Below are 18,397 nucleotides of genomic sequence, written 5' to 3'. Positions count from 1 at the left end.
GCTACGGCTCGGGTCTGACCTCCGTTTCGAGCGTCGACGCATCGTGAACGGCGCCGAAGTCGAGCTCTGCGGACGACCGGGAGCTGCACGTCGTGAGGTTCGCGGCGGCGCTGCTGAGGACGGCCTTGCTCCCTGTCGAGATCATGACGAGACCGCCGGCCGAGCGCCAGGTGTCGATCGCATCGGCGCGCACGCACTCCTTCGACGCGAGGTAGACAGGCATATCGAACGCCGCGCCGATCGCCGAGGCAGCGAGCGCATCCGGGAACTTCTGTGACGAGCTGAGGAACGCGAAGTCGGCGAACGGGAAGATGCGCTCGTTGATGATCGCGGCGGTCTCCTCTCGGTTGTCACCTTCGAGGCGGATGACCTCTCGCATCTCCGAGATCGACCACAGGCTCTGTTCGAGCTGGTACGTGACCGCCGGGCGTCCGCCCGCGATGTAGACCTTGCGAACGCCCAACTCCTTCAGGAGCGCACGCGTCGCCGAGTCGATGCTCTTCGCGTCTCCGTCGACAAGGATGACGGGTCCTCCGACGTGCGCTGCCGCGGGGCCCGCCGCGAGAGCGTCGGGGTAGTTTCGGCCGGTGGCGATGAATGCGACATCGGCGCCGTCGGGGAAGCCGTAGCGTGCGATGGCCCGCGAGGTCGCGTACCGGTCCGCGCCTGACACGCGGGTGACGCTGTCCACGCCCGAAATCGCACGCAGCGAGGACTCCACCGATCTGCTGATCGCGGGAGGCCCGCCCACGATGACGATCTGGGATGCTCCGAGCCGTCGAATCTCGGACTTGACCGACGAGGGAAGCGAGGTGGGGGACGAGAGCAGCACCGGAGCGGCCAGGTCGCCGGCGACGGGCGCCGCCGAGAGGCCGTCGGGGTAGTTGTACGCGTTGGTGATGAAGACGGTGTCCGCGCTGTCGTATGCCCAGCGCGAGAGTTCGATCGCGGTGGCGATGCGATCCGCCCCGGCGACGCGGCCGACATAGAGCGCCTCGAACGGGTCGAGTTCCGCGTCGAACCCGGTCTGAGCGCTCCGCGGGGGAACCTCGATCAACTCGGCGTCGGCCCCGAAGCTGCCCTCCGGCCAGAACTGGTCTTGGAAGGCGGGGTCGGTCGCCTTCGAGTCGGCGAAGCGGAGCACGTAGTCGCCAGCAGGGAGGGCTCGGACGGTGAAGACGCTGCCCGTGCTGCTTGCGGTCACGGTGTGCGTGTAGGCCTCGACCGCGAGGCCATCCTCGACGCGATACGCGGTGGCACGGACGTAGTGTCCGGACGGCGCGGTGAACGGCACCGTGACCGTCCCCGCCAGCGACGAGCCCAGCGGGATCGTGATGTCGCGATGGCTGGTGTCGGTCGTCGCGACGATGACGGCGGCGTCGAGGCTGTCGGGGGAATCGCCGTACCACCAGGTGCGGTAGGTGTCGAGCGATGTGATGGGCGTTCCGAGGAGCGCGCGGAGCCGCCACTCGCCCGCCGGAACGGTGAGACTGAACTGCCCGGAACTGTCCGGCTTGGTGGTGTAGCGCCGTTCCGAGGTGTGGGCTTCCTGCGCCGAGATCGTGACGCCGCCAGCCATCGGCCCCGGTGTTCCGTCGGGCTGCTCGAAGTACACGGTGCCGGAGATCGTCACCATCGTCGTGGCCGCAGCGGCGGGGACCGCCGGCGACAGTGCCGTGGTCGCGACGAGCGCGGCGATTGCGGTGCCGATGAGATGCCGACGCACCGTGAACTGTGTGGATCGCATGGAATCCCGTCCTGAGAATTGCCGCGATTTGTCGCGCATTGCTCAAGTTAGTGGATCGGGTGTCGCCGAGCAACGCCGCGGACGTGATCAGGTAACACGGCGCAGATCCTTGCGAGAATAGGAGCATGACAACGCCCGCTGCCTCCACCCGTTCGCCGTACAAGGTCGCCGATCTCGGCCTCGCTGAGGCAGGACGTCACCAGCTCCGTCTCGCCGAGAACGAGATGCCCGGCCTCATGGCCCTGCGCGAGGAGTTCGCCGCGAGCGCGCCGCTCGCCGGGGCGCGCATCGCCGGCTCGCTGCACATGACCGTGCAGACCGCCGTGCTGATCGAGACGCTCGTGGCGCTCGGCGCGCAGGTGCGCTGGGCGAGCTGCAACATCTTCTCCACGCAGGACGAGGCCGCCGCCGCGGTCGCGGTCGGCCCGACGGGCACCGCCGAGGCGCCCGCGGGAATCCCGGTGTTCGCTTGGAAGGGCGAGAGCCTGGAGGAGTACTGGTGGGCGACCACGCAGATCTTCGACTGGAGCGCCGAGGCCGCCGCCGCGGGCGAGGACTTCGTCGGCCCGAACATGATCCTCGACGACGGCGGCGACGCCACGATGCTCGTGCTCAAGGGGCGCGAGTTCGAGCTCGCCGGCTCGGTTCCGCAGCCGGAGGCCGACGCGAGCGCCGAGTGGCGCGTGTTCCTGGAGACGGTGCGCCAGACGATCGAGGCGGAGCCGGGTCGGTGGACGCGCGTCGCGGACGAGATCCAGGGCGTCACCGAGGAGACCACCACGGGCGTGCACCGCCTCTACGAGCTGCACCGCGAGGGCGGGCTGCTCTTCCCCGCGATCAACGTCAACGACTCGGTCACCAAGTCGAAGTTCGACAACAAGTACGGGATCCGGCACTCGCTGCCCGACGGCCTGAACCGCGCCACCGATGTGCTGATGGGCGGCAAGGTCGCCTTCGTCGCCGGCTACGGTGACGTCGGCAAGGGCAGCGCCGAGGCGCTGCGCGGCCAGGGTGCGCGCGTCATCGTCAGCGAGATCGACCCGATCAACGCCCTTCAGGCGGCGATGGACGGCTTCCAGGTGGCGCGCCTGGAGAGCGTGATCGATCAGATCGACATCCTGGTGACCGCGACCGGCAACAAGGACGTCGTGACCCTCGACCACCTGCTGGGGCTCAAGCACCAGGCGATCGTCGCGAACGTCGGCCACTTCGACAACGAGATCGACATGGCCGGTCTGGAGTCGCTGCCGGGCGCGGAGCGCATCCAGATCAAGCCGCAGGTCGACGAGTGGCGACTGCCGCACGGTCGCAGCATCCTCGTGCTGAGCGAGGGCCGACTGATGAACCTCGGCAACGCCACTGGCCACCCGTCGTTCGTGATGTCGAACTCGTTCACCAACCAGGTGCTGGCGCAGATCGAGCTCTACACGCGCGGCGAGGAGTACCCGGTGGGCGTGTACGTGCTGCCGAAGCACCTGGACGAGAAGGTGGCCCGGCTTCACCTGGATGCCCTGGGCGTCGAGCTGACTCGCCTCACCCCCTCGCAGGCCGCCTACATCGGCGTCGAGGTCGAGGGTCCGTACAAGGTCGACCACTACCGCTACTAGGCGGCGCGGCGGCGAGACTCAGCCGCGCTCGGGGAAGCCGTGCGGGCGGTCCCGCAGCGCGGCGTCGAGGCGGTGCAGGCGCTCGGCCTCGAGCGCGAGGGCAGCGCTCTCGCGCTCGCGCCGCACGACGGTGATCCCGGCGAGCAGCAGCTCCGGGTCGACGTGCGGAATCGGCGAGACGTACACGGCTGCTTCGGCGGCGAGGCCCTGGGCGACGGCGGTCCGCCGTTCCGGCGTGAACTTGCCCGCGTGCGCGAGGAACTGCGCGATGCGCCGCGAGAGCGCGTCCGGCAGTCGCGCGACGTCGGCCGTGCTCGCCCACGCGGCGAGCTCCGCCGGCACCCCGAACACCGGAGCCTCGGCGCGGTCGACCCGCTCGTACTGGGCGTAGGTGCCAGCGAGCAGGTCGCCGAGCCGCTTGCTGCGCTCGCTCATGAGCCCGACGATGGCGGCGAGCCCGCCGAAGGTCATGTAGATCTCGAGCACGCCGACGAGAGCGCGGATGGCGGCGTGGCGGAACCCGATCGCGCCGCCGTCGTCGCGCACGATTCGGGCGCCGACGGCGAGCTTGCCGAGTGACTTGCCTCGGCTGAGGGTCTCGACGAGCACCGGGATGATGACGATGCAGAGCACGAGCGAGGCGATCGCGATGATCGTGAACACGGCCTCCTCAGCTCCGGATTCCGCGGCGAGGAAGGCCAGGCCGAGCCACAGCGCGACATAGAGCAGCACGAGCGCGACGAAGTCGATGATGGCGCCCGCCGCCCGCAGGGCGAAGCCGGCCGGTCGCAGGTCGAGGCCCACCGCCTCGCCGGTCAGCAGCTCGCGGCGGTCAACGTCATCGACGGACTCGTCGGAACCAAGGTGAGTCGGTGTCACCGCACGTTCCATGTGGTTATCCTGACAGCAGATGGACCTCGACGCCTACTCTGCCGCCCACCGTGCGGACTGGGACCGGCTTGCCCAGGTGGCCAAGCAGCGGCACCTCGACGGGGCCGAGGCGGATGAGCTGATCGAGCTCTACCAGTCCGGGGCGACGCAGCTGTCGGCGATGAAGACGACGGTGGGCGAATCCGTCCCCGCGACGCGGCTGTCGTTGGCGCTGTCCAGCGCGCGGCTGCGGTTCACCGGGGCCCCGAGCAACCCGCTGGAGCAGGTGACCCGCTTCTTCGCACTGCAGCTGCCCGCGGCGCTCTACCGGATCCGCTGGGCGACCCTCGCGGTCGCGGTCGCGACCGTCGCGATCGCGGCGGCCTACGCCGTCTGGGTGGCGAACGATCCCGCCGTGTTCGCCTCGCTCGGCCCCGAGGCGACGCTGCGGCGCTACGCCGAGCAGGAGTTCGTCGCCTACTACTCGAACAACTCCGAGGCGGCCTTCGCCGGGCAGGTCTGGACGAACAACGCGTGGATCGCGGCCCAGTGCATCATGTTCGGAATCGTCGGCGTCTGGGTGCCCTACGTGATCTTCAGCAACGCGCAGGGCCTCGGCATCACCGCCGCGATCATGGACCACTACGACCGGCTGGACCACTTCTTCCTCTACATCGCCCCGCACGGTCAGCTCGAGCTGTACGCGATCTTCCTCGCGGCTGCCGCGGGGCTGCTGATCTTCTGGTCGTGGGTCGCCCCCGGCGGTCGCACCCGCGCGCAGGCGCTCGCCGAGGACGGCCGCGCCTTCTTCACGATCGTCGTGGGGACCGCGCTGGCCCTGCTCATCTCGGGCGTCATCGAGGGCTACGTCACGCGCCAGGACTGGCCCTGGGCGATCAAGATCGGCATCGGCACGGTCGCCCTGCTCGCCGTCGTCGGCTACCAGTGGGGCGTCGGTCGTCGTGCCGTGCGCGCGGGGGAGACGGGCGATCTCACCGAGTTCGAGTCCGGATCCCGCGAGATCGTCAGCGCCTGAACGATTCGTTGTTTTGAGTCATTCACGATAGGCTCGCGGCATGGCACGCACCGAGCACCCCGACCGGCTTCGCTCGGCCGGGCTGCGCGTGACCGAGCCGCGACTCGCCGTGCTGGCCGCCGTAGAGGCTCACCCGCACTCCGACGCCGACACGATTCGGCGGTTCGCGACCTCGGCCGGGCTTGTGCTGTCCGTGCAATCGGTTCACAACGTCCTGCGTGATCTCACCGAGCACGCGGTTCTCCGACGAATCGAACCCGCGGACTCAGCGGCGCTCTACGAGACACGGGTCGGTGACAACCATCACCACGTCGTGTGCCGAGGCTGCTCCGCCATCAGCGACGTCGCCTGCGTCGCCGGCCATGCTCCGTGCCTGACCCCTTCCGACGCGGGCGGCTTCGAGATCGACCTTGCCGAGGTCGTCTTCTGGGGCCTGTGCCCCGACTGCCGCGCGCGCGGAGTTCACACCCCTGACCCCATCGAATCACCGAGGAGAAACCATGTCTGATACCGAAGCCCCGATCGTCACCGGCGAGGAAGAGCCGGCGGAGGGCTGCCCGGTCGTCCACGGTGAGCAGCCGCACCCGACCCGGGGATCCGCCAATGCCACCTGGTGGCCGGAGCGTCTGAACCTTCGGATCCTGGCCAAGAACCCGGAGGTCGGAAACCCGCTCGGCGGCGACTTCGACTACCGGGCCGCGTTCGCCAGCCTCGACCTCGACGCCGTCAAGGCCGACATCGATGCCGCCCTCACGACCTCGCAGCCGTGGTGGCCTGCCGACTTCGGCAACTACGGACCGCTCATGATCCGCATGGCCTGGCACAGCGCAGGCACCTACCGCGCGGTCGATGGCCGCGGTGGAGGCGGCACCGGACAGCAGCGGTTCGCGCCCCTCAACAGCTGGCCCGACAACGTCAGCCTCGACAAGGCGCGCCGTCTGCTCTGGCCCGTCAAGAAGAAGTACGGCCAGAGCATCTCCTGGGGCGACCTGATGATTCTCGCCGGCAACGTCGCGCTGGAGAACATGGGGCTGAAGACCGTCGGGTTCGGCGGCGGCCGACCCGACGTGTGGGAGCCGGATGACGACGTGTACTGGGGCGCGGAGACGGCATGGCTCGGCAGCGACAAGCGCTTCGGTCGCGACCGTGAGCTCGAGCGCCCGCTCGCAGCGACCCACATGGGCCTCATCTACGTCAACCCGGAAGGCCCGGAAGGGGTTCCGGACCCCATCGCAGCCGCGCACGACATCCGCCACACCTTCGCGCGGATGGGCATGAACGACGAGGAGACGGTCGCGCTGATCGCCGGCGGTCACACCTTCGGCAAGACGCACGGCGCCGCCTCCGACGAGCACGTCGGAGCCGACCCGGAAGCGGCAGACATGGAGAGCCAGGGCCTCGGCTGGGCGAACTCCCATGGCACCGGACACGGCGACGACACCATCACCTCGGGCCTCGAGGTGACCTGGACCTACCACCCGACGCGCTGGGACAACGAGTTCTTCGAGATCCTCTTCGCCTACGAGTGGGAGCTCATGGAGAGCCCCGCGGGGGCGAAGCAGTGGCGGCCGAAGGGCGGCGCAGGCTCCGGAACCGTGCCGCTCGCGCACTCCGCGGGAACGCGTGAGCCGCGCATGCTCACGACCGACCTTTCGCTGCGGTTCGATCCCGAGTACGAGAAGATCTCCCGCCGCTTCGCTGAAGACCAGGACGCCTTCTCGGACGCGTTCGCCCGAGCCTGGTTCAAGCTCACCCACCGCGACATGGGCCCGGTGGACCGCTACCTGGGTGCCGAGGTGCCGGCGGAGCGCTTCAGCTGGCAAGACCCGCTTCCCGCCCCCGTCGCGGAGCCCATCACGGCCGCTGACGCGGCAACGCTCAAGCAGCGCGTGCTCGCCTCCGGGCTGAGCGTCTCCGAGCTGGTCTCGACCGCCTGGGCGGCGGCCTCGACGTTCCGCGGCGGCGACAAGCGCGGCGGCGCGAACGGCGCGCGCATCCGACTCGAGCCGCAGAAGAACTGGGCGGTCAACAACCCGGCCCAGCTCGCGAAGGTGCTCGACACCCTCGAGGGCATTCAGGCGGCGTTCAACGCCGAGGGCGGCGCCCACGTGTCGATCGCGGACCTTATCGTGCTCGCCGGCAACGCCGCGGTCGAGAAGGCCGCCGCCGACGCGGGTCACCCGATCGAGGTGCCGTTCCGTGCGGGCCGCGTCGATGCCAGCCAGGAGGACACCGACATCGACTCGTTCGCCTACCTGGAGCCGATCGCCGACGGCTTCCGCAACTACACCGGCCCCGACGCCACGCTGAAGGCCGAATACCTGCTCGTCGACAAGGCGAACCTGCTGACCCTCAGCGCACCGGAGATGACCGTGCTCGTCGGCGGTCTTCGCGTGCTCGGGGCGAACTGGGACGGCTCCGCCTACGGCGTGCTCACCGAGCGGCCGGGGGTGCTCAGCAACGACTTCTTCGTCCGGCTGCTGGACCTCGGCACGACGTGGAAGCCCCTGGACCCGGGCAAGCACGCCTTCGAGGCGACCTCGGATGCCACCGGGGAGGTCCTCGGTCGCGGCACGCGCGTCGACCTGGTGTTCGGCTCGAACTCGGAGCTGCGCGCGCTCGCCGAGGTGTACGCGAGCGACGACGCGACCGCCAAGTTCGTGGCCGACTTCGTCTCGGCCTGGACCAAGGTGATGGAGCTGGATCGCTTCGACCTGGTCTGATCGGGCTCACCGCGGACGGCGGGCCGGCTCTCAGAGTCGGCCCGCCGCCTTCAGCTCCAGGTAGCGGTCGGCGACGGCCGGCGGCAACTCGGCAGGGGTCGAGGTGACGACCTCGGCGCCCGATTGGCGGATGGCGCTGGCCACCCGGGCGGCGTCGAGCAGCGCGCGCTCGGCGGCCGCGGCGCGATACACCTCGCTTCGGTTCCCACGCTGCGCCGTCGCCGCCTGGATCTCGGGGTCGGTGACCGAGGCCACCAGCACGGTGTGGTGGCGGGTGAGCTGCGGGAGCGCCGACAGCAGGGCTCGCGAGGAGCCCGGCGTGTCGATCGAGGTGAGCAGCACGACCAGGGCGCGGTGCGGGGTGATGTGCCGCACCAGACCGGGCACGGCGCTCCAGTCGGTCTCGATCAGGTCGGGTTCGATCGGCGCCATCGCGTCGACCATGCGCGACAGCAGCTCCGGTCCCGTCGCGCCCTGAACCCGCCCGCGCACGCGGCGGTCGAAGACGACCAGGTCGACATGATCGCCCGCGCGGCTTGCCAGCGCGGCCAGCAGGAGGCTCGACTCGAACGCCGTGTCGAGGCGCGGCTCACGGTCGATCCGGGCCGCGGAGGTGCGACCGGAGTCGACCACGATGACGACCCGGCGGTCGCGCTCGGGACGCCAGGTGCGCACCACGAGCTGAAGCCCGCCGCCCGCGGGGTCGCGTCGCCGGGCCGTCGCGCGCCAGTCGATCGAGCGCACGTCGTCGCCGCGCACGTATTCGCGCAGCGAGTCGAACTCGGTGCCCTGCCCGCGCAGCATGACGCTGGTGCGACCGTCCAGTTCGCGCAGCCGGGCGAGGCGCGAGGGAAGGTGGCGACGCGAGTGGAACGGCGGCAGAACGCGGATCGCGCCGGGAGCCGCCAGCGTGGCCTGGCGGGCGGCGAGTCGCAGCGGCCCGAACGCGCGGACGGTGACGTGCGCGGCACGGCGCTCCCCGCGGCGGGTCGGCGTCAGCGTCGTCGTCAGCGCGCGGCGCTCGCCGGCGGGGAGCACGATCCGCTGGCGGGCGGGGGAAGCCCGCGCGGAGGGCTGCCAGGCATCGCGCACGACGCCGTGGACCGCGCGCCGGCCCTCGTTGGCGATCAGCAGGCGCGAGGGGGCCGACTCGCCGAGTCGAACGCGGGCGGGAGTCTCGCGCGAGATCCGCAGCTCCCGCGGCGACCCCGCCGCGAGCAGGTCCACGGCGGCGAGCGCGCCGCAGAGCGTGAGCCAGCCGAGCAGGCCCCAGGGGCCCCCGACCGCGATCGTGGGAACCGCTCCCAGCGCGAGGAGCGCGACGAACCATCCGGAGAGAGCCATGCGCGCCTAGATCGGAACCTGGACCTGCTGCAGGATCGAGCGCAGCACGGAGTCGGCGGCGACGCCCTCCAGCTCGGCCTCGGGTCGCAGCTGGATGCGGTGGCGCAGCACCGGGATCGCCATCGCCTGGATGTGATCCGGCGTCACGCCGCTGGAGCCGGTCAGCCACGCCCAGGCGCGAGCGGCGGCGAGCAGCGCCGTGGTGCCGCGCGGGCTGACCCCCAGCCGCACCGAGGGGCTCTGGCGCGTCGCGCGCGCCAGGTCGACGGCGTAGCCGAGCACCTCGGGGGCGACCGTGACGGTGCGCACATCGGCCTGGGCGGCGGCGAGCCCGGCGGCGTCCAGGACCGGCCGCACGCCCGCGGCGTCGAGGTCGCGCGGGTTGAACCCGGCGGCGTGGCGCGCGAGCATCTCCGTCTCGTGGTCGCGCTCGGGAAGCTCGAGCACGAGCTTCACCAGGAACCGGTCGAGCTGCGCCTCGGGCAGCGTGTAGGTGCCCTCGTACTCGATCGGGTTCTGGGTGGCGGCCACCAGGAACGGCTCGGGCAGGGCCCGCGTCACGCCGTCGGTCGAGACCTGGCGCTCCTCCATCGCCTCCAGCAGCGCCGACTGCGTCTTCGGCGGGGTGCGGTTGATCTCGTCGGCGAGCAGGATGTTGGTGAACACCGGCCCCTCGCGGAACTCGAACTCGCCCGACTTCGGGTCGAACACGACCGAGCCGGTGATGTCTCCCGGCATCAGGTCCGGGGTGAACTGCACGCGTCGGGTCTGCAGGTTCAGGGTCTGACTGAGGGTGCGCACGAGCAGGGTCTTGGCGACTCCCGGCACCCCCTCCAGGAGCACGTGGCCCCCCGCGAGAAGCGCGATCAGGATGCCGGTGACGGCGCCGTCCTGACCGACGACGGCCTTGCCGACCTCGGTTCGAACCTGGGCGAAGGCGTCGCGGAGCGGAGCGGAGTCGGTCATGGTCCTCATTCTCTCGGGGTCGTGGTCGTTTGCGGCGGTGGGTCCGGTGTCAGCGCGTCGGCGGGGCGCCGGTGACCCGGGCGACGTCGTGCTCGAGGCGGCTCAGCTCGTCGGAGAGCCGAAGCAGCTCGGCATCGGAGTACGGGAGCGCGCCGACGAGCAGTTCGCCGAGCTCGGAGCGGCTGCGGCCGGTCAGGGCCGCGACGGCGGCGACGATCTCGTCGACGCTCGCGGTGCGCGACAGGCCGACACGCGTGGCGAGGCGCCCCAGGGCCGCCATGCGCAGCGCATCCAGCGCGTGCAGGCGCGCGTTGGCGCGCTCGTACAGCCGGGCGCGCCCCTCCATCGTCTCGCTCGAGCGCACGATCACCGGCAGGCGCTCGCGCACCAGCGGGCCGAACCGGCGGCCGCGCCAGATGCCCGCGGCGATCGTGACGAGCAGCGCCAGACTCGCCAGCGGGGTGACCCAGGTCGCCGTGAGGTCGAGGATCGAGGGGAGCTCCTCGCCCGCCCGCAGATCGTCCACCCCCGGCACGTACCAGACCAGCGTGGCGTCCTCGCCGAGCAGGTTGAGGGCCAGGGCCGCGTTGCCCGCGAGCGCGATCTCGTCGTTGGTCAGCAGCGAGGTCGCCCCCAGCAGGATGAGCCCGCGGTCCTCGTGGGGAACCTCCACGACGGCGACGATGTCGTCCTCATTCGCGAAGCATCCGACGGCGCCGCTCGACGCGTCGAGGATGCGGTAGCCGAATCCGCTGCCGCGGATCTCGTCCGCGCGCTGAGCCGCCGGCAGGGAGCAGTCGGCCGCCAGTCGCTCCTCGGAGTCGAGCGCATTGCCGGCCAGCCCGACCGCGGGGGCGAGATCGGCGGTGGCGGCGAGTCCGGGTTCGAGCACGACGAGCCGGGCGGTGGTGCGCAGAAAGCGCGCGCGCTGTTCCTCATCGAGCACGGCGTCGCGATCGTGCAGCACCACCGTGGCGCTGGCGGCCGCGTTGACGAGGCGCCGCATCTGGTTGAAGCTCGTCGCGACGTGCACCTCCACGCCCTGCTCGCGCAGCACCTCCACCAGCGCCCGCGTGCCGTCCGGGGCGGCGCTGTCCGGATCGAGCCAGTTCGCCGCGGTGCTGGCGCCGCGTTCGGTGGCGAGCGCCACGACGCCGACCAGCACGATCAGGGCGATGCCGATGATCCAGAACCGGGCGCGCGCGCCCGTGGCGCGAAGTGTGGGGGTGAGCACCTCCGGTGCCGCGGTGACGCTCACGTGCTCGACCCCGCCGTCTCGGGTGCGGCGACACGGGTGGCGCGCAGCTCGCTTTCGAGCGCGCGCAGCGCCTCCCACTGCGCATGCGTGCCCGCCTCGTCGAGGTAGCGCACCGCGTCGAAGTCGCTCGCGCTCGACTCGAGGCGGTCTCGCGCGGCGGGGAACACCACCCCGGCCTCGCGGGCGAAGCCGTGCGCCGTGGTGCCGGGAAACAGCGACACCAGGGTGCGCTCGCTCAGGCCGCGCGCGAGCGCCCTGTAGAGCTCGGTGACGGCGAGGGTGAAGTCGCCCCGCGCGGCGGCCTGCTCGGCGGCGCGGCGGAGGGCGGCGGAATCTCGCGTGTCATCGTCGCCGAACAGCGACTCCGCGGCGGCGCTGCGCCGGTTCCGCCGAGGCGCCCCGTAGATCCAGAACGCCACCAGCACGACCAGCACCACGATGCCGAGCAGGATCACCAGCCACCACGGGAAGCCGCCCTCGCCGGGCGTGAAGCGCAGCGACTCGAACCACTCGAGCACGCGCTGGGCGAGCAGGTCGAACCAGGTCGGGCGCGCCGCCTCGTACTCGGGGTTCGCGAGCTCGCGCACCAGCCAGTCGCGCGCTTCCGGCGCGTCCGGATCGACGGGGACCTCCCTCGGCCACACGCCCCGCAGTCGGTGCATGCCTCAGCTCGCGGCCGGGGAGCCGGGCGACGGCGAACCCGCAGCGGGCGCGGCGTACGGGTCCGCGACGCTCTCGCCTCGCTGGCGTGCCTCGACCGTCCGCGCCAGCTCGAGGTCGAGTCCTTCCGTGCGGAAGCGCAGATCGAGGTAGAGCAGCGACGAGGTCGCGGTCTGCACCACGAGCGTGATCGCGCCGACGACCGCCGAGACCAGGAACAGCACGAGGTAGCTGATGATGGTCATCGCGATGAAGCCCGACTCGTCCATGCCGGACGGGGTGAGGAACGCCGTGCCCAGTCCGAACAGCAGACTCACCGGAGTCGTGACGACCTGACCGGCGATCGAGAGCATGACGGCGACCAGCAGCACGATGCCGAACACGCGCCAGAACGAACCTCGGATCAGCGTCCACGACCGGCCGATCGCGGCGCCGAGGGTGCGCCGCTCCAGCACGAGGGCAGCCGGGACGAACAGCAGCTTCGTCGACAGCCACGCGACGAGAACGGCTCCGCCGAGCATCGCGAAGACGGCGACCAGCACGCTGAGGATGACACCCGCCTCGCCGAGCAGGCTCAGGCCCGCGATGAGGAGGATCACGATCAGCATCGCGACGGCGAGAGCCGCCGCCAGCACGAACGCCCAGCCGATGAGCGCGCCGAGTCGACCCCGCAGGTGCGCCCAGAGGGCGCGGAAGCCGAGCTTCTCGCCGAGCGTGGCGCGGGCGACCTCCGCGACGATGATGCCCTGCAGCACGGCCGTCCCGACGATCGAGAGCAGCGCCGCGAGCAGCACGCCGACCGCGCCGAGGGCGAAGCCGCCCGCCAGCAGCGCGTCCTGGTCGGCCGCGGACTGCGCCGACTCGATGCGGCCGATCGACCACGCGGTCACCGCCCCGGTCACCAGCAGCGTGAGGAGCACGGTCGCCAGCGAGATCAGCAGCGCCGGCCCGAGCGTCGGCTTCGGGTTGCGGCGCAGCACCTGGAACGAGGCGCCCAGAATCGTGCCGAGGGTCATCGGGCGCAGCGGCACGAGTCCCGGCTTCGGCGGCGGAGCCCAGCCGTTCGCGCTCGCGGGAGTCCCCGCCGGCGTCGCGCCGTTCGCGGCGCTCGGCCCGGGGGCCGCGTGATACGGCGACGCCGCGGGCTCCCGCGGCGCGTCCGGGGCATGCCACTGATGGTCGTCGGTCACGGCGGTCCCTCCCGTGGGCAGAATCCCGGCTGATGCGGGCAACACTCACGTTCATGTTCTCACGCTCGACTACGCTGGAGCGAAAGTTCAACGCGATCCGAAATCCCGGGTCGCCTTGGGAATCGGCGAGGTTCATGAGCGCGCGCATCCTGGTGGTCGACGACGACCCGGCGATTGCCGAGATGATCGGCATCGTGCTGCGGGGCGAAGGCTTCGAGCCGTCGTTCGCGGCCGACGGCACCTCGGCGCTGAGCCGCTTCCAGGAGCTGCGCCCCGACCTCGTCCTGCTCGACCTGATGCTGCCGGGCATCGACGGCATCGAGGTGTGCTCGCGCATCCGCGCCGAGAGCGGCGTGCCCATCATCATGCTCACGGCGAAGGGCGAGCCGACGGATGTGGTGGTCGGCCTCGAGAGCGGCGCCGACGACTACGTCGTGAAGCCCTTCAACCCCAAGGAGCTCGTCGCGCGCATCCGCACCCGGCTGCGTCCGACGCTGCCGACGACGAGCGAGACGGTGGAGATCGGCGACCTCACGATCGACGTCGCCGCGCACGAGGTGCGCCGCGGCGACGAGAAGCTGTCGCTGACGCCGCTCGAGTTCCAGCTGCTGCTGGCGCTCGCCGCGAAGCCCCAGCAGGTGTTCACGCGCGAGATGCTGCTCGAGCAGGTCTGGGGCTACCACTACAAGGCCGACACCCGGCTCGTGAACGTGCACGTGCAGCGGCTGCGCGCCAAGGTCGAACACGATCCCGACAACCCCCGCATCGTCACCACCGTTCGCGGCGTCGGCTACCGCGCGGGCGCCGTGAGCTAGGCAGACCTCCGTGCGGTTCGACGGGCGCGAATGGCTCGAGCGACTGGGGCGGCGCTGGCGCGGCTCCCTGCAGCTGCGCACGATCTTCCTGACGGTGGCGCTGTCGACCCTGGCCGTCACCATCATCGGGCTGTTCGTCACGGCGAGCGTCCGCTCGAACCTGTTCGAGTCGCGGCGCGACCTGCTCCTGGATGAGGCGGGGCGCGCGACGCTGCTGGCGCAGCAGGAGTTCACGCAGGCGGGGGAGTCGACGAGCGACGGCGACCTGGTCGGCGCGCAGGAGTCCGCGATCCTGGCCGTGCGCAACACCGTCTCGACCGACCCGCTGATCGCCTTCCTGCGGGTGCCCGACCAGGAGGGTCCCGTCCTGCTGGAGGGAGCGCAGAGCCCGAACTTCAGCGAGACGCTGGTCTCGACCGAGCTGGCCGAGAGCACGACCGCCTCGGCGGGCACCCAGCTCTCCTGGCAGTCGATCGTGATCGCCGACGGGGTCGGCGACGACACCGCGCCCGGCATCATCGTCGGCAGCCTGCTCACGGTGCCGCAGGCCGGGCTGTACCAGCTCTACATCGTCTACGACCTCTCGGATGTGCAGGGCACGCTCGACTTTGTGCAGCTCACCCTCGTCGTCGGCGGCATCGCCCTCGTGGTGCTCATCGGGCTGGTGAGCTACCTCGTGGTGCGGCTGGTGGTCGGGCCGGTGCGCGTCGCCGCCGCCACCAGCGAGAAGCTCGCCGACGGCCAGCTCGAGGAGCGGCTGCCGGAGCGCGGCCAGGACGAGCTCGCGACGCTGGCGCGCTCGTTCAACCGCATGGCCGACAGCCTCCAGCGCCAGATCCGCCAGCTGGCCGAGCTCTCGCGACTTCAGCAGCGCTTCGTGAGCGACGTCTCGCACGAGCTGCGCACCCCGCTGACGACGATCCGGCTGGCTGGCGACGTGCTCTACGACAAGCGCGCCGCGTTCGAGCCGGCGACCGCCCGCACCGCCGAGCTGCTGCACGCGCAGACGGAGCGGTTCGAGGTGCTGCTGGCCGATCTGCTCGAGATGAGCCGCTACGACGCGGGGGCGGTCACCCTGGAGACCGAGCCGACGAACCTGGTGCGCCTCGTCGAGGACGCGATCGAGGCGATGGCGCCGCTCGCAGCGGAGCACGGCAGCGACATCCGCCTGGTCGCGCCCGGCGGCTACTTCGAGGCCGAAGTGGATGCGCGGCGCATCCGCCGCATCCTGCAGAACCTGCTCGGCAATGCGATCGATCACGGCGAGGGGCGGCCGATCGTCGCCTACGTCGACAGCGACGCGACCGCGATCGCCATCGCGGTGCGCGACTACGGGGTCGGCATGGAGGGGGAGCAGCTCGACCGGGTCTTCGATCGCTTCTGGCGCGCCGATCCCTCACGGCAGCGACGCACCGGCGGCACCGGCCTCGGTCTCGCGATCTCGCTCGAGGACGCGGTGCTGCACGACGGCGTCCTCGAGGTGTGGAGCGAACCGGGGCAGGGCACCTGCTTCCGCCTCACGCTGCCGCGCACCCCGGGCGACCGCGTGCTCGGCTCGCCGCTGGATCTTCCGCCGGACGACTCGGTCGAGCTGCGACCGACCGATGGACTGGAGGCGCCGAAGTGAGCCGGACCCGTTCACGCTGGTGGTGGCGCGCGCTCGCGGCGCTCGCCGTCGTCGGCGTGCTCAGCGGATGCGTCCGCATCCCCGATTCGAGCGGCGTCAGCACGGTCGCGATTCCCGATGAGGGGGACACCGAGGCCCTGCTCCCGGTGCCGGAAGGGCCGACGGTCGGCGCGACCCCGCGTGAGATCCTGATCGGCTTCCTGCGCGCCGGGCGCGGCCCGCAGAACAGCTACGCCGTCGCCACCGAGTATCTGACGGATGCCTTCGCGGCCGAGTGGCGGCCGAACGCCGGTGTGCTCGTCAGCACCTCGGCGGTCGTCCCGACCGAGACCGAGACCGGGCTTCAGGTGAGCCTCGAGGTGACCGCGGAGGTCGACTCCTCGGGGCACTACGACCTCGCCGGCGCGGGGTCGAGCCGCCAACTGAGCTTCGAGTTCACGCAGGAGGACGGCGAGTGGCGGATCTCGGCGGCGCCCGACGGGACGGTGCTGTCGCCGACGTTCTTCGACCTGCTGTTCGAGCCGGTCGAGCTGTACTACTTCTCGCCCGACTTCGAGTTCCTGGTTCCCGAGCTCCGCTGGTTCCTGGTGTCGCGGACCATCTCGAACCGCATCGTCGATGAGCTCATCGCCGGGCAGTCGCCGCTGCTCGAATCCGGCGTGCTGATCACGGCCGTCCCGAACGGGCTGGAGCGCCTCGAGAGCGTCGACATCGAGTCGGGCACCGCCACGGTCACCCTCAGCTCCGACATCCTGGCGGTCTCCAGCGCGACCCAGTGGCGCATTCTGCAGCAGCTCACGGCGAGCCTCGGCTCGCTGAGCGATGTGCACAGCGCCGCCGTCATCTCCGGGGGCTTCCCCGCCGACATCTCCGAGGTCGGCGGCACCGCCGACCGCTTCCTGCAGGTGGACCCCATTCCGGTGGGGATGCTGGCGGGCGAATTCGGCTCGATCGGCGAGTCGGAGGTGCGGCCGCTGGACGAGATCGGCACCGCGATCGACGCGCTCGGAGCGACCGCCGCCAGCGTGAGCCGCGACCGGTCGACGGTCGCCGTGCTCACCGCGGAGGGGGTCAGCCGTGTGACAGCCGACGGGGTCGAACTCGCCGCCGCGGGGACGGATCTCATCGCGCCCACGATCGACCCGTGGGGCTACATCTGGACGGGGCCCGAAGACCAGCTGGAGCAGCTGTTCGCGGTCTCGCCCGACGGCACCCCGCTGCCGATCGGCATCGGAATCGAGGGCCGTGTGATCGGCGTGACGGTGTCGCGCGACGGCACCCGCGTGGTCTTCGCGGTCGCGACGGACGACGGATCGCGACTGGTCGTGGCCGGCATCGTCCGGGATGCCAGCGGCGCCCCGATCGCGATCGTCGAGTCGACGCTCGTCTCGATCGGGGCGGGCGAGCTACTTGACCTGAGCTGGGTCGACGGCACGACGATCGCGCTGCTGCTGCGCTCGGGGCAGTCCACCACGGTCTCCACGGCGACCCTCGGCGGACGCCTGGAGAGCCTCGGCGCGCTCGAGAACGGCGAGCAGATCGTCGGCGGCAACGGGGTGGAGGGCATCCGCGTGCTCGACGCCGACGGCGTCGTGCATCGGCCGAGCGGAGATTCGAGCTGGCTCGACACGGGGCTGCGCGCCTCCTTCCTCGCGACGCAGCAGTAGCGGTCTCCCCACCTGCCCCGCGCGGCGTCGCCGACGTTCGACCGCGCGAGGACACTGGGGGCATGACGGCACGGCACCGCGGGGCGTGGCTCGGTGAGGTGCTGCTCGACGCGGTCGCGCTGGTCCTGCCGGTGGAGTGCGCCGGCTGCGGCCTGCCCGACCGCGACCTGTGTCCGGACTGTCGCGAGGCGCTGCGTCCGCAGACCCTGGTGCTGCCCGGCGAGTTCCCGGTCGTCGCCGGGGCGCGCTACGAGCGGGAGCTGCGTGCCGTCATCCTCGCGTTCAAGGACGGCGACCGACCCGGGCTGGCGCGCGCTCTCGCCCCGCCGTTCGCGGCGGCGCTGGAGGGCGCGCTGCGGCTGGCACGGGCGAGCGGCGGCGACGACGCGCTCGCGCTGTGCCCGATTCCCTCCCGCGCACGGGCGGTGCGGCGGCGCGGGTTCCGCCCGGTGGAGCGTCTCGCCGCGGCCGTCGGGGTGCGCGGGGAGCGCCTGCTCGTGCCGGTGCCGAACGCCCGGCGCGGCACCCAGAAGTCGTTCGGCGCGAGCGAGCGGGCCGAGAACACCCGCGGCGCCTTCCGCGCGACCGGGCGGGCGCGAGGGCGCCGCGTGGTGCTCCTCGACGACGTCGTGACCACCGGTGCGACGCTGCGCGAGGCCGCGCGCGAGCTCGAGCGCGCGGGAGCGATCGTGGTCGCGGCGGCCGTGGTGGCAGCCACGCCGCGGCGCATTCCGAATCGAAAGGAGACGCCCACCGAACTCCCACCGAGTCCCTCGTGACAACCCGCGCGCACGGGACTACGGTGGGGCCAAAGGCGCTCAAACGCCTGACGGGAGAAGCGCCAAGCAAGACACGGGGCTCCCCCTGGTGCCCCGGTCTTAACGGGT

Annotated in this window: 15 protein-coding genes; 8 read left to right on the top strand and 7 right to left on the bottom strand. The window is 71.5% G+C overall.

Annotated features, from left to right (window positions below; genetic code table 11):
• Position 1: 1 nt before the first annotated feature.
• Positions 2-1,747, bottom strand: a complete 1,746-nt coding sequence (locus AC0L6Y_RS09235; RefSeq protein ID WP_473551294.1) for a cell wall-binding repeat-containing protein — start codon at positions 1,745-1,747, stop codon at positions 2-4.
• A 125-nt stretch (positions 1,748-1,872) separates the two neighbouring features.
• On the opposite strand from AC0L6Y_RS09235, the gene ahcY reads away from it, so the two are divergent.
• The gene (gene ahcY / locus AC0L6Y_RS09230) at positions 1,873-3,354 is read left to right on the top strand and encodes an adenosylhomocysteinase (protein WP_473551292.1); all 1,482 of its coding nucleotides are present in this window, start codon (positions 1,873-1,875) and stop codon (positions 3,352-3,354) included.
• 18 nt (positions 3,355-3,372) lie between these two features.
• Here ahcY and AC0L6Y_RS09225 read toward each other — a convergent pair whose 3' ends face one another.
• Positions 3,373-4,233, bottom strand: a complete 861-nt coding sequence (locus AC0L6Y_RS09225; RefSeq protein WP_473551289.1) for an RDD family protein — start codon at positions 4,231-4,233, stop codon at positions 3,373-3,375.
• Positions 4,234-4,264: 31 nt separating this feature from the next.
• On the opposite strand from AC0L6Y_RS09225, the gene AC0L6Y_RS09220 reads away from it, so the two are divergent.
• From AC0L6Y_RS09220 to katG, 3 genes are read left to right on the top strand one after another with little or no spacing between them, the layout of a single operon-like run.
• On the top strand, positions 4,265-5,260 hold the full coding sequence (locus AC0L6Y_RS09220; protein ID WP_473551285.1) for a stage II sporulation protein M: 996 nt from the start codon (positions 4,265-4,267) through the stop codon (positions 5,258-5,260).
• 40 nt (positions 5,261-5,300) lie between these two features.
• Entirely contained in the window at positions 5,301-5,768 is a 468-nt protein-coding gene (locus AC0L6Y_RS09215) for a Fur family transcriptional regulator (RefSeq protein WP_473551281.1), read from the top strand.
• Entirely contained in the window at positions 5,761-7,983 is a 2,223-nt protein-coding gene (katG, locus tag AC0L6Y_RS09210; RefSeq protein WP_473551278.1) for a catalase/peroxidase HPI, read from the top strand. Before AC0L6Y_RS09215 ends, katG begins: the two co-directional genes overlap by 8 nt.
• 30 nt (positions 7,984-8,013) lie before the next feature.
• On the opposite strand, the gene AC0L6Y_RS09205 is transcribed toward katG, so the two are convergent.
• Genes AC0L6Y_RS09205 through AC0L6Y_RS09185 form a run of 5 tightly spaced genes read right to left on the bottom strand, consistent with a single transcriptional unit; the run spans position 8,014 to position 13,401 of the window.
• Positions 8,014-9,327, bottom strand: a complete 1,314-nt coding sequence (locus AC0L6Y_RS09205; RefSeq protein WP_473551275.1) for a DUF58 domain-containing protein — start codon at positions 9,325-9,327, stop codon at positions 8,014-8,016.
• A 6-nt stretch (positions 9,328-9,333) separates the two neighbouring features.
• Entirely contained in the window at positions 9,334-10,293 is a 960-nt protein-coding gene (locus tag AC0L6Y_RS09200; RefSeq protein ID WP_473551272.1) for an AAA family ATPase, read from the bottom strand.
• A 49-nt stretch (positions 10,294-10,342) separates the two neighbouring features.
• Positions 10,343-11,551, bottom strand: a complete 1,209-nt coding sequence (locus AC0L6Y_RS09195) for a DUF4350 domain-containing protein (protein ID WP_473551267.1) — start codon at positions 11,549-11,551, stop codon at positions 10,343-10,345.
• Entirely contained in the window at positions 11,548-12,195 is a 648-nt protein-coding gene (locus tag AC0L6Y_RS09190) for a DUF4129 domain-containing protein (RefSeq protein WP_473551263.1), read from the bottom strand. Before AC0L6Y_RS09190 ends, AC0L6Y_RS09195 begins: the two co-directional genes overlap by 4 nt.
• 21 nt (positions 12,196-12,216) lie before the next feature.
• The gene (locus AC0L6Y_RS09185) at positions 12,217-13,401 is read right to left on the bottom strand and encodes a DUF7847 domain-containing protein (protein WP_473551260.1); all 1,185 of its coding nucleotides are present in this window, start codon (positions 13,399-13,401) and stop codon (positions 12,217-12,219) included.
• Positions 13,402-13,535: 134 nt separating this feature from the next.
• Between AC0L6Y_RS09185 and mtrA the strand changes: the two genes are divergently transcribed.
• The 4 genes from mtrA (at position 13,536) to AC0L6Y_RS09165 (ending at position 18,289) form a co-directional block, all read left to right on the top strand.
• Complete coding sequence (gene mtrA, locus AC0L6Y_RS09180) at positions 13,536-14,216, top strand: MtrAB system response regulator MtrA (RefSeq protein ID WP_473551256.1); 681 nt, start codon at positions 13,536-13,538, stop codon at positions 14,214-14,216.
• A gap of 10 nt (positions 14,217-14,226) precedes the next feature.
• Positions 14,227-15,843: an MtrAB system histidine kinase MtrB gene (gene mtrB / locus AC0L6Y_RS09175; protein ID WP_473551251.1), complete on the top strand. Its 1,617-nt coding sequence runs from the start codon at positions 14,227-14,229 to the stop codon at positions 15,841-15,843.
• Complete coding sequence (locus AC0L6Y_RS09170) at positions 15,840-17,510, top strand: LpqB family beta-propeller domain-containing protein (protein ID WP_473551246.1); 1,671 nt, start codon at positions 15,840-15,842, stop codon at positions 17,508-17,510. The genes mtrB and AC0L6Y_RS09170 overlap by 4 nt, the downstream gene beginning before the upstream one ends.
• Positions 17,511-17,572: 62 nt before the next feature.
• Positions 17,573-18,289: a ComF family protein gene (locus AC0L6Y_RS09165; RefSeq protein WP_473551242.1), complete on the top strand. Its 717-nt coding sequence runs from the start codon at positions 17,573-17,575 to the stop codon at positions 18,287-18,289.
• Positions 18,290-18,397 lie beyond the last annotated feature (108 nt).

It is taken from the genome of Pseudolysinimonas sp. 10J20-29, assembly GCF_055809595.1.
The sequence above is the reverse complement of the archived record's forward strand: the minus strand, read 5'-3'. Positions and strand labels throughout refer to the sequence as shown.